The 13130-nt window shown below is 67.9% G+C and carries 4 protein-coding genes; 1 reads left to right on the forward strand and 3 read right to left on the reverse strand.

The window, feature by feature from the left end; translation table 11 throughout:
- The 3 genes from ACFPIH_RS47005 to ACFPIH_RS47015 form a co-directional block, all read right to left on the reverse strand.
- On the reverse strand, positions 1 to 6490 hold a 6490-nt coding region (locus ACFPIH_RS47005; RefSeq protein ID WP_381185260.1), incomplete at its 3' end, for an amino acid adenylation domain-containing protein.
- Between the two features lie 632 nt (positions 6491 to 7122).
- A complete protein-coding gene (locus tag ACFPIH_RS47010) occupies positions 7123 to 7371 on the reverse strand; it encodes a hypothetical protein (protein WP_381185257.1) in 249 nt (82 codons plus the stop codon).
- A 359-nt stretch (positions 7372 to 7730) separates the two neighbouring features.
- Positions 7731 to 7964 (reverse strand): hypothetical protein, encoded by a 234-nt coding sequence (locus ACFPIH_RS47015; RefSeq protein WP_381185256.1) that lies wholly within the window; start codon positions 7962 to 7964, stop codon positions 7731 to 7733.
- Positions 7965 to 9322: 1358 nt separating this feature from the next.
- Between ACFPIH_RS47015 and ACFPIH_RS47020 the strand changes: the two genes are divergently transcribed.
- Positions 9323 to 13105 (forward strand): S8 family serine peptidase, encoded by a 3783-nt coding sequence (locus tag ACFPIH_RS47020; protein WP_381185254.1) that lies wholly within the window; start codon positions 9323 to 9325, stop codon positions 13103 to 13105.
- Positions 13106 to 13130 lie beyond the last annotated feature (25 nt).

The following is a 13130-nucleotide window of genomic DNA, read 5'->3' on the forward strand; positions in this document are numbered from 1 at the left end:
CCACATCACCCAACGCCATCCGCAACGCCTCAACGTCCACATCACCCGTCAACCGCACAGCCACAGGAATGTTGTAGGTCGCCGACGGACCCTCCAACTCCCCCAGGAACCACAACCGCTGCTGCGCGAACGACAACGGCACCCGCTCCGCCCGCTCCACCCTCACCAGCGGTTGCCGCCTCGCACCGGAGGACGTCAACCGGCCCGCCAGGGCAGCCGCAGTGGGCGCCTCGAACAACGCCCGGATCGGCACCTCGGCCCCAAAGACCGACCGGATGCGGCTCACCAGCCGGGTCGCCAGCAGCGAATGGCCACCCAGCTCGAAGAAGTTGTCCTCCACCCCGACCGTAGGCAGGCCCAGAACCTCGGCGAACACCGAGCACAGGAGCTCCTCCTGCACCGTGACCGGCCCCCGGCCACCGCCGACCGCCTCGTAATCCGGAGCAGGCAGAGCCCTACGGTCCAGCTTGCCGTTCACCGTCAACGGCAGCACATCCAGCACCACCAGCACGGACGGCACCATGTACTCCGGCAACACACCCAGCAGATGCCCACGCACTCCGGCGACGTCCGCACCCTCCGGACCGCTCACCGGGACGAAGTAGCCGACCAGACGCTTGTCCCCAGGACGGTCCTCACGCACCACCACCACCGACTGGGCCACGGACGGATGTGCGCTCAGCGCGGCCTCGACCTCACCCAGCTCGATACGGAAACCACGAACCTTCACCTGGTCATCGGTCCGCCCGAGATACTCCAACTGCCCATCGACATTCCACCGGGCCAGGTCACCAGTACGGTACATCCGCTCACCCGGAGAGAACGGGTTGGCCACAAACCGCTCCGCGGTCAGCCCCGGGCGGCCCAGGTACCCCCGCGCCAGCTGAACACCGGCGAGGTACAACTCACCCGCCACCCCCGGCGGTACCGGCCGCAAGGCTGCGTCCAGCACGAAGACTCTCATGTTCGGAACGGAATGGCCGATGGGGACGCCACCCAGTACATCCGGGTCCCCGGGACGGATGGTGAAGGTGACACATCCGACGGCCGCCTCGGTCGGACCGTACTCATTCGTGATCAGGACGTCGTGGTGCGCGGACCGCCACCGTGTGAGCTGCTCGCCGGTAAGGCTTTCGCCGCCGACGACGAGGTCTCCCCGGGCGAAGGATCCGGCGGGCTCTTCGGACAGAAGGCCCAGGTGGCTCGGCGTCACCTTCAGGAAGGTGGGCGCCAGTTCAGCGGGAAGCCCGTCCCGGATATCCGCGATATGCAGGGCGCCGCCCGAGATCAGCGTGCCGTACAACGGTGTAACGGTCAGGTCGAACGCAGTCGACGAGTGCAGCACGGTCCGACCACTCAACCCGGGGTACGCGCTGGTTGCCCAGTTGAGGTAGTAGGAGACTGCTGCGTGGCTCACCACGACGCCCTTGGGGCGTCCCGTGGAGCCGGAGGTGTAGATCACGTAGGCGGGGTGGGCGGGCAGGAGTGCCGCTCCTCGCTCGTGGTGTGTGAGGTTCTCCCCGGCCATGGTGGACAGGGCCGCCGTGGTGTCCGGGGCATCCGTCACGATGCGTGTCACACCGTCATCCGCTGCGCCTCTGATGGCCTGGTGTGTCACCAGCACTGTGGGCTGGGCGTCGTTGAGCATGTAAGTGATGCGGTCGGCGGGGTAAGCCGGGTCGATCGGGACGTACGCGGCTCCGGTCTTGACCACTGCGAGGAGTGCGACGACGAGGTCGGCGGAGCGGTCCATCATCACCGCCACACGTTCTTCCGGCCGGGCGCCCCTTTCCACGAGGACGCGGGCCAACCGGTTGGCCCGCGCGTTCAACTCCGCATAGGTCAGCTCGCTGCCGTCGAAGACCACCGCGGTCGCGTCGGGGGTGCGCGTGACCTGGGCTTCGAACAGTTCGGCCAGCGTGGCCCGGGGAACTTCGTGGGTGGTGTCGTTCCACCCGGACAGGATCCGCTCCCGCTCCGCGGTGTCCAGGACGTCGATGCGGCTGACCGGCACCGACGGATCCGCGGTCGCTGTCTCCAGGACCATAAGGAAGCGCCGTGCGATCGCCTCGGCACTCGCGGGATCGAACAGGTCGGTGGCGTAGATGATCAGTCCGGTCAGGCCCGCCGGGGTGCCGCCGTCGGTGATCCGCTCGGCGATCTGGAAGTCCAGGTCGAACTTGGCGGGAAGGACTCCCGCAGGCAGTGCCTCGATGTTCAGCCCGGGCAGGTCGAGACGGGCCTCGGCGGTGTTCTGCAGGGTGAGCATGACCTGGAAGAGCGGGTGGCGGGCCATCGAGCGGGCCGGTGCGAGGTCTTCGACCAGCCGCTCGAAGGGCACGTCCTGGTGCGTGTAGGCGCCGAGGTCCGCTTCCCGTGTTCTGGCCAGCAGTTGCAGGAAGGTCGGATCGCCGGACAGGTCTGAGCGCAGGACGAGGGTGTTGACGAAGAACCCCACCAGGTCGTCCAGTGCCTCGTCGGTGCGGCCGGCGATCGGGGTGCCGACCGGAATGTCGTCTCCGGCCCCGAGCCGGTGCAGCAGGACGGCCAACGCCGCCTGCACCACCATGAACACCGTCACACCCTGTGCTCTGGCCAGCTCCACCAGGGCGCTGTGGATGTGGGCGTCGATGGTCAGTTCGACGCTTCCGCCCTGGTGGGAGGAGATCGTTGGGCGTGGCCGGTCGAACGGCAGCGTCAGTTCCTGGGGCAGGTCGGCCAGTGCCTCGCGCCAGTAGCCGAGTTGCTGGGCCAGCACACTGGCCGCGTCGGGCTCCTCGCCCAGCAGTTGACGCTGCCACAGGCTGTAGTCGGCATACTGCACTGACAACGTTGCCCACTCCGGCGTCCGGCCGGTGGACCGAGCCGTATAGGCAGCTGACAGATCACGCGTCAGCGGGGCCAGGGACCATCCGTCACCCGCAATGTGGTGCACCACGATCACCAGGACATGCTCGTGAGGACCGGCCTCGAACAGCCAGGCCCGAAACGGGATCTCGGTGGCGAGATCGAAGCGATGACCCGCGACCTCGTTGATCGCGGACTCGAGGTCGGTTACCTGCTCGACCGCAAGGGACACCGAGGCCTCTTCGGCCGAAAGGATTTGCTGATAGGGCTGTCCGTCCACCGTGGCGAACACCGTGCGCAGCACCTCGTGTCGGCCCACCAGATCGCGCAGGGCGGCCTTCAGGGCGTCGACATCCAGCGACCCGGTCAGTCGCAGAGCGAAGGGGATGTTGTAGGTGGCCGACGGGCCTTCCAGCTCGCCCAGGAACCACAACCGCTGCTGCGCGAACGACAACGGCACCCGCTCCGCCCGCTCCACCCTCACCAGCGGTTGCCGCCTCGCACCGGAGGACGTCAACCGGCCCGCCAGGGCAGCCGCAGTGGGCGCCTCGAACAACGCCCGGATCGGCACCTCGGCCCCAAAGACCGACCGAATGCGGCTCACCAGCCGGGTCGCCAGCAGCGAATGGCCACCCAACTCGAAGAAGTTGTCCTCCACCCCGACCGTAGGCAGGCCCAGAACCTCGGCGAACACCGAGCACAAAAGCTCCTCCTGCACCGTGACCGGCCCCCGGCCACCGCCGACCGCCTCGTAATCCGGAGCAGGCAGAGCCCTACGGTCCAGCTTGCCGTTCACCGTCAACGGCAGCACATCCAACACCACCAGCACGGACGGCACCATGTACTCCGGCAGCATCGCGCCGAGATGGGCGCGCACTCCGGCGACGTCCGCACCCTCCGGACCGCTCACCGGGACGAGGTAGCCGACCAGGCGCTTGTCCCCGGGACGGTCCTCACGCACCACCACCACCGACTGGGCCACCGACGAGTGCGCAGTCAGCGCGGCCTCGACCTCACCCAGCTCGATACGGAAACCACGAACCTTCACCTGGTCATCGGTCCGCCCGAGATACTCCAACTGCCCATCGACATTCCAGCGGGCCAGGTCACCAGTACGGTACATCCGCTCACCCGGGGAGAACGGGTTGGCCACAAACCGCTCCGCGGTCAGCCCCGGCCGCTTGAGGTAGCCACGGGCCAGCTGGATGCCGGCCAGGTACAACTCACCCGCGACACCCACCGGCACCGGCCGCAACGCCGCGTCCAGCACATACACCTGGGTGTTCCAGACCGGGCGTCCGATGGGGACACTGCTTCTGCTGGTGTCGCTGTCACACGTCCATGCGGTGACCTCGACCGACGCCTCGGTGGGACCGTAGAGATTGTGAAGCGGAACGTCCAGTACGTTTCGGAACTGTCCGGCGATGTCACTGGGGAGCGCTTCGCCGCTGCAGAACACAGCTCGCAGGTCGGTACAGGCGGCGGCGGCCGGTTCGCGGAGGAAGGCCTGCAGCAGGGACGGAACGAAGTGCGCGATCGTGACACGTTCGCGTTGGATCAACTCGGCCAGGTACCCGGGATCGCGGTGGCCTGAGGGCTTGGCGACCACCACCGTCGCACCCTGGAGCAGCGGCCAGAAGAACTCCCGTACCGACACATCGAAACCGAAGGGGGTTTTCTGCAACACCCGTTCCGAGGCAGTCAAGTTGTAGGTGCCCTGCATCCAGGTCAGCCAGTTGACGATACCCGCGTGGGGTACGGCCACACCCTTCGGCTGTCCGGTGGAGCCGGAGGTGTAGATGACGTAGGCGGGGTGGGCGGGCAGCAGGGTGGTACGGCGCTCGGTGTCGGTGGGGTCGGTGTCCTCGATGTCCCCGAGTGCGGTGATGGTCCGGGGGTCGTCGACGGCCAGGTGCGACACCTCTCCGGCGGTGAGACGGGAGGCCAGATCCGTGCTGGTGAGCACCAGGAGGGGCCGGGCGTCGGCGAGGAGGTAGGTGATCCGCTCGGCGGGGTAGTCCGGGTCAACGGGTACATACGCACCGCCGGCCTTGACCACCGCAAGGAGGGCGACCACCAGGTCGACGGAGCGGTGCATCATCACCGCGACCAGCGACTCGGGTCCCACACCCCGGTCGATCAGGAACCGGGCGAGGCGGTTGGCCCGCGCGTTGAGGTCCGCGTAGGTCACCTCGACACCCTCGAAAACCACCGCGACCGCGTCCGGGGTGCGGGCAGCCTGGGCCTGGAACAGCTCCGGCAGCGTCGCCGCGGGCACCTCCCGGGCGGTGTCGTTCCAGTCCTCGAGAACCAGACGCTGCTCGGAGCGGCTCATCAACGTGATCTGGTGTACGCGTTCCTCCGCAGCGGAATGCGCCATCCAGTTCATCACGTCAAGGAATTTCGCAGCATGCTCGTGCACTGCTCCGCGGTTGTAAAGATCGGGGTTGGCATCCACAACCACGGACATGCTTCCGTCGGATGACCTGTCGTACACGGAAATCGACAGGTCATTGAAATTTATGCCACCAAGCCCGTGCGCACTGCCGGAAGCGTCACCAAATCTCAGATCGTAGTCAAAGGAGACGATATTGACCAGTAGGGGGTAAAGTCCGCTGCGCCCTACGAGTTTCAGGTCTCTGAGGATGTCCTCGTAGCGGTATCGCTGATGCCGCAAGGCATCTCGCATTCCGCGAGACACCTGCTTCACGAGCTCCCTCACTGTGGCCTTCGGCTGCACCGTGAGGCGCAGGGGAACGATATTCGCCGTCATTCCCGGGATGTCCCGCAATGCACTTTTTCTGCCCATTACAGGGACCCCGAGAATGACGTCCTCTTGTCCCGTTGCGCGATGCAGGTAGGCAGCGCTCGCGGCTATGGCCAGACCCGAGAGGCTCGTTCCCAGCCGACGTGCGGAGCTTCTGAGTTCCGCAGCGGCGCCGGGAGGGATGTGGAGCGTATGCCGTGTCAGTTCATGGGGTGTGATGGAAGGTTCCCGGCCGCTCAAGCTGACCGCTTGAGGGCGATCGGAAAGACGCTCCGTCCAGTACTGCCGGTCCAGTTCGAATTCTGCGGAGGCCCGGTAGTCGGCATCGGCATCCATCAGTACGGAACTCGAGGGAAGCGCACTGTCCGTGAGCGGTTCGCCGGCCAACAGCGCCGTGTAGACCGCAGCCACTCGGGAGGCTATCCGGGGTCCCGCGAGTCCGTCTGCGATGATGTGGTGAATTCGCTGATACCAGAAGAAGAGATCTTCGTCCATCTTGAAGACGGCCTGGGTGAAGAGTTCACCGCCCTGGAGATCCACTGGACGTCGCATGTCCGCCCGCATCCAACTCTCCGCGCTGGAACGGGGATCTTCCTCGCCGCTCACGTCGATCACGTGAAACAGCCAATCGCTCCGCAGGTCAAAGTATTGCCGCGGAACTTCGTCTGCGGTTCCCTCGAAGCGCAGACTAAAACAGTCGACTTCCAAGACGGCTCTTCGCGCGGCCGCCTCGAATAAGCCCGTGTCCACCTTTCCGTGAATCTCTATGTATTCACCCATGTTATAGATCGGATTATCCGGATTCAGTTGCTGTGCATGCCATACGCCAAGCTGTCCGGCCATCAGTTCACGACGGCCACCGTGCGATCCAGACATCTCCACACCTCGGTCAACGCTCGCGCTCCACACCAGGAGCAAACAAATTAAGCAATTTGACGGCAATGTTGATCCATTTCACCCTCTCAAGCCGAACTGGACACTGTCAATCTTCTTGGCGAAGTGGGTAATTAGCGGGCGTTTGATGTTGATTTATGATGGCTATTTCGAACCGCTTTGCCGCATTTGCCGCCGGCGCTCACAGATTGAAACGCCCGGAATCTCCACGATGGCGAGAATTTTTCTCCTACTCATTAACGCCGCTGCGCACCGACGTGTCCTCAAGCCCGCATAAGCCCGCGATCCGTCATACACATGGCTTCTGGATCTGATACCTGCCGGTAGCGCCATCTGCCAGAGATTGCCGATTCGGAAGCAGCGGCGAGCCGGAGCACACCCAAGACACCGTCGACCAATGCAAAGCACGTGCTGCCGCCACGCACAGAACCCCCGCTGCAACAAGCGGGCGGAGGCTCCCCGCCTCTCACCCGCGTCTGGATCACAGGGATCTGACCTGGTCTTATCTCCCGAGGTGGACCACTTGACCGTACAAGACACGATCTGCAACCTGTGCCATGCGGTGCCGTTGCAGCCCGAAACGGAGGTCAGCCCCGACAGGCTTCACTGCGGCCTCAGGCCGCGTCCCACAGGCCGGCGTCCAGGACGCGCGCCGAGTGAGCGGACACACCGGCGTTCCATCGGCTCCGTGCTGCGGCGGCGGCCGCGCTGTCGCGGTCGGCGATCGGGCGGAGCCGCTCGCTCAGTGCGGCGGCGACCTCCACGCCGGTGAAGTCGGCCCCGACCGCGACGGCGGGTAACGGCCTGGAGAGGAGGGCCCGTTCGGACAGCCTCCGCAGGTGGTTGTACACCGTACGTGCCAATGGCGAGATGGACCTGGCCTACGACAAGCCGGTGCCGGCCCCGGACAGCCAACTCGTGTGGCCCGACTTCTCGGGCCGAGGACACGGTCGAGGGCGACCCGCATGCACCCGTATTCCGTCGCCGGGCTGCCTGCCTCCCGCGCAGCGTATGTCTCCTGCCGCGCTCCACACGCCGGCGAAGCCGCCGTCGGCGATCAGGGCATCGCTCATGGACCGGGCGGCGGCCGTGGACTGGGACACAGGTTTTCCCCGCAAGGTGCGGGCGCAGCGAGAACGACGAAGGCAGCGGGCTGCCGATGCGGGGTGTGCCGAGCAGTCCGACGGGCGGACTGGCTGCGCGCAGCCACCGTGGGCGACCGTCACGCCGTCCGCCCCGACCGGCTCGTCTCGATCGCCGTCCAGGCCGCCGAACGGCAGCGCACCAGCCTGCCAGGCGTGAAGCCGGCCGCGGAACTGGTGCACACACTGGCGAAGGAGGTGGTGAGGTCGCGGGTGCCCGCGGCGACGACGAACGTCCGTATGAGGCGCCGGTGCGCGGTGGTGCTCGCCGGGCGGAGCGGTGCCGTGGTGAGGTGGGTGCGGGCACGGCGCATGACTTGCCGTGCATGTGCCTCGCTCAGGTGGAAGATCTCGGAGTGAGCAACCGGATCGCGGCGCCGACCGCCTTGTGCCGTTCGGCTGCCCTTCCGGGGCCGACGGAGCGGTCTGCGGTCTCGGACAGCCAGGTCCGACGGGGGTCTCGCGGCGTTTCGGATGCCGGTCGGGGACCGTAGTGCTGCCGAGCATCGATGAGCTTCGATGTGAAGTCGCCAGTAGTGACCTTCAGAGCTTGGGGCGACCGCGCTTCAGATCGGCCCTGGGATCCGAGGGCCGTGTCCGCGTCCAGTCCTTGCCCGGCCGCCAGAACGGCGGCCGGGCAAGGCTGGGCAAGGCTGGGCAAGGCTGGGCAAGGCTGGGATCAGCCGGTGGCCAATTCCCTGGCACCGGCGATTCGGGTCACCAGGGGGGCGTGGGGTAGGCCTGTATCGAGGAGTGCTCGGATGAGTCGTAGACAGAGGCCACGGTTACCGCGCCGAAGGCCAGCACGCCTGCTGCCAGTGCTGCCACCATTGCGCCCAGCCGCTTTCGCCCGATGCGTCGTTTCACTTGTCGGTCTTCCTTCCATGAGGAACTTGGTCGGTGCGGGGTAGTGCACGAAGAGCATGATCCATTCCATGCGCGCCCAACGCCCCGGAACCTGGGCTGTGCACGCAGAGACCAGAAGTCGTGCGCTCACGAGGGCGGGCGTGGCCCGCGATTTCTCAGGTGAGCCGTGCGATCGGGAGTCTCACGACATATCCGATGAAACGGCGTTCGGCCTGGGACGACGGGTAGGCCTTCCGCTGCCTGCGGTCCGACGAGCAGTGCTGAGCCCCCGCCCCTGCCCGTCCTCACCGTCTCGTCCGTGCCGGCCACGGGCTCCGGGGCGCTCCCGGACCACGGTCGACGCTCGGGCGTACCCGAGGCCGTCCCACCGAAGCCGAGAGCCGCCGCTACGTGGTGGAGCTTGGGGCATGTGCGTTCCGGCGCGGTGTCGTCCTGGGCAGTTGCTCCACCGCATGTGATGCGACCTGACGGCAAGACGGGCGACCGTGGTCATGGCAGCGCTTCGCTGCCTGCCGCGGGGTGGACAGCTCTTCGCGCACTACGGCGTGTGGGGCGGCCTGTCGGAGGCCGACCGCAGCCGTCGGACGGGAGGCGATGCCGTGCCCGCCTCCTCGTGACGTCCTCTCCTTTCCTCTCCTGTCCTCTCCTGTCCTCTCCTGTCTCTCTTGTCCTCTCCGACGGCCGGCGGTGTCGCCGTTGCGACATGACACACCTGTGCCATCGGAATCGAGTGACAGCGATGTCATCGCCGCCGGATTCTGGCGAGCGCATGAACAGCAGGTCGCTTGTGAGGGAAGGCATGGGAGTGAAGAGACGTATCCGCCTGGCGGCGGCAACATCCGTGGGTCTCGCGCTGATCGTCGGGGTCGTGCCTCCGGTGTTCGCCGGTCCCGCGGAACCGAAGGGCGGGGCGGTCCCTTCCACATCGCCCGGTGACACGGCGACCGTGCGCCTGATCACGGGCGACAGAGTGACCGTCAGCACTGTGGCAGGCGGTCGGAGCACGGCCGGCATAGAGCCCGGCCCGGGGCGGGAGAGCATCGTCTTCCGTACGGTGGAGCAGGACGGCCGTCTGACCGTCCTTCCGTCGGATGCGGCGGAACTGGTTTCCGCCGGACGAGTCGATCGCACCCTGTTCGACGTGACCGCGCTCGTGGCGCAGCACTACGACGAGGCACACACCGACGCGCTGCCTCTGATCATGGGAGACACCGCGGACGGGAGTGGCCCGGCGGCCCGGGAACTCACCTCCTTCGCCGACGACGGCTCCCAGGTACGCGAGTTGAGAAGCCTCAGGGCGCGAGCGGTGCGGGTCGGGCAGGATCGCCTCGACGCCTTCTGGAAGCGGTTCGTCCCGGCCGGCGACGAGTTGACGGCCACCGCGCTCTCGGCCACGCCCAGGATGTGGCTGGACGAACGCGTGAAGCCGGTCCTCGACCGCAGCACGCGTCAGATCGGAGCCCCCACCGCCTGGGAAGGCGGCTACCGGGGCGACGGTGTGAAGGTGGCGGTCCTGGACACGGGGGTGGATGCCGCGCACCCCGATCTGGCCGGACGTATCGCGGAGGCCAGGGACTTCTCCGGCAGTGCTTCCGGTACGGCTGACGCTTTCGGCCACGGTACGCACGTCGCCTCGGTCGTCGGGGGCAGCGGTGCCGCGTCCGGCGGCAGCCGCAAGGGTGTGGCTCCTGACGCCGACCTCCTGATCGGCAAGGTTCTCGGCGACGACGGCTACGGCTCCGAGTCCCAGGCGATCGCCGGCATGGAGTGGGCAGCCGCCGAGGGAGCCAAGGTCGTCAACATGAGCCTGGGCTCGGACCAGAGGACCGACGGCACCGATCCCATGGGCCTCGCGCTGAACGAGCTGAGCCGGCGGACCGGAACCCTCTTCGTCGTGGCCGCGGGCAACAGCGGCGAGCAGGGGCCGGGCACGGTCGGCTCACCCGGCGCGGCGGACGCGGCCCTGACCGTCGGCGCCGTCGACCGGGACGACACGCTCGCGGCGTTCTCCAGCCGCGGCCCCAGGTTCGGGGACGCCGCGGTGAAGCCCGACGTCACCGCACCCGGTGTCGGGATCGTCGCCGCCAGGGCGGCGGGCACCACGATGGGCGACCCCGTCGACGAGCAGTACGTGGCGGCGAGCGGCACCTCCATGGCCACGCCTCATGTGGCGGGCGCCGCCGCGCTGCTCGCCCAGCGCCACCCCGACTGGAGCGGTCCCGCGCTGAAGGACGCCCTCGTCAGCACGTCCCACCGGGAGGCCGGCCAGAAGGTCACCGAACAGGGCGGCGGACGCATCGACGTCGCCGCCGCCCTCGGTCCGGTGTCCGCGACCGGCACGATCGCGCTCGGCACCTTCGAGACCGGCGCCGCCACCCCGCGCACCGTGCAACTGCGCTACGCCAACGGCTCCGACAAGGACGTCACCCTCGCCCTCACCCCCACCTGGTCCGCGGCGGACAGCGGCACCGTCCCGGCCGAGGCGGTCCGGCTGGGCGCCGGCACCGTCCGCGTCCCGGCCGGAGCAACGGTCGAGGTACCGCTGACGGTCGACCCGGCGCAGGTGCGCAAGGGGCAGTACTACGGCTACGTCACGGGCGCGACCGCGGACGGATCGGTGGCGGTGCACACGACGCTCAGCCTGGTCGTCCGACGCCCCATCCACAAGATCACGGTCAGGACGTACGACAAGGACGGCCACCGCGTCCAGGCCCTGCCGATGATCTGGGGTGCCGAGGGCTACGTCGACTACACGGACCCGGTCAGGGCTGTCGCGGAGGTCGAGGAGGGTCTCTACACGGTCACCCACACCTCGCTCGACGTGGCGAGTGACGGCCAGGAGCTGCGTGAGGTGATCCTGCCCGAGGTCGACGTCACCAAGGACACGGTCGTCACGGTGGACGCCCGCAGCACACGCAAGGTGGACATCCGCACCCCCAGGCCGGCCGAGCAGCGCGGAACTCTCAGCTACCAGACGTATCGCGAACTCGACGGGCACGGCGCCCTCCAGGGCACGATGTTCTTCGACAACGCCAAGCGTCTGTACGTCAGCCCCACGCCGACTGTCAGGCACGGCACCTTCGAGTTCTCCTCGCGGTGGCAGCTCGTCGCCCCGCTCCTCGAGGCGACCGTCCTCGGAACAGGGGCGAAACTGAACGCCTACTACATGCCCGAGTCGCCCCTGATCGACGACGGGAGCACACTCACCGTCGTGGACGCCGGGGACGCCGCCGCTCCCTCGTTCGCGCATGTCCGCGGCAAGGCCGCGGTCATCACCAATGCCCGAGGAGTTGCCCAGCAGCCGGTGATCGAGCGGGCCGCGACGGCCGGCGCCCGAGCCGTCGTACTCATCCATTACGACGACAATCCCTGGACCCGGTGGACCCCTGACGGCGAGCGCCTGCGCCTGCCGACGATCCGCGTCGGCGCGCGGACCGGAGCCGACATACTCGCACGGGCCGAGCGGCACACCACGAGGCTGCACCTCGCGGGCACGGCGCGCAGCCCGTACCTGTACGACGTCATGCAGGTCTCCAGGCAGCGCGTTCCGGGCCAGGTCCGCTATGACGTCTCCGCCGCGAACAGCTCGATCGTCCGGACCACCTACGCCGACAACGGCGGCACCGGCTGGGCCGCAGAGCAGCGCTTCGGGTGGCGGCCGGTCCAGGACACCGCCTGGCTGCAGTACACCCGGTATGTGCCGACCGGTTTCCAGCGGACCGAGTACATCAGTGCCGACGACACGACGTGGCAGCACCTGGTTCACCACCGCACGTATGACGTCGACGTTCCCCTGTCCCTCGGAATGCGGGACACCCCCCGTATCTACCGAGCCGGCACACGTGCGGAGGAGACCTGGCAGGGAGCCGTCGTACGCCCGTCGATTCCCGCCGGCTTCACGGACCCGACCGTGCGGGACGGCAACGTACTGCGCCTGCGGATCCCGGAGTTCACCGACTCGCAGGCCGGCCACTGGTCGCGCCTGCTGCCGGCGGGCGACGGTGGCGTCGGCGGTGGCGTCAGGACGTCCGAGGCGCCGCAGACCGGAGACTCGGCCGGCGCCGTGCTCTACCGCAACGGCGAGAAGGCCGAGGAACTGGCCGACGCCTGGACGGACGTGGAGGTGCCCACCGGCACGGCGGACTACCGGCTGGACCTGACGACTCGACGAGCGTCCGACGCCTGGCGGTACGGCACCGCCACGGACACCTCCTGGTCCTTCCGGTCGGGGAGCACGGGTACCCCTGTCGCACTGAACCTGTTGCAGCTCGACTACGAGGTACCGGTGGCGTCGGACAACTCGCTCCGGGCGAGCCGGAAGTACGACATCGTCGTCAAGGTCCGCGCTCAGGACGGACTGCCGTCCCCCCGCGGGGTGAGGACCCGCGTGGAGACGTCGTACGACGACGGGAGGACCTGGCAGCGCGCCCAAGTTCGCGTGCGCGCCCATGACGAGTTCCAGGCCACCGTCACTCGGCCCTCGGCGGCGCGTGGGGACACCCCGGTGACCTTGCGTGTCATCGCGGAGGACGCCACGGGCAACTCCGTCCGCCAGACGGTCCGACGAGCCTTCCTGCACACCGGCTGAACCAGCCCCGGCCGACTCCCTCCCC

Source organism: Streptomyces vulcanius (assembly GCF_042653945.1).
Lineage (GTDB): Bacteria > Actinomycetota > Actinomycetes > Streptomycetales > Streptomycetaceae > Streptomyces > Streptomyces mangrovi.

Bases quoted from the DNA above. Each gene is read 5' to 3' on its own strand.
- ACFPIH_RS47015 (WP_381185256.1), bottom strand. From the start codon at position 7,964: ATGCGCCGTGCCCGCACCCACCTCACCACGGCACCGCTCCGCCCGGCG.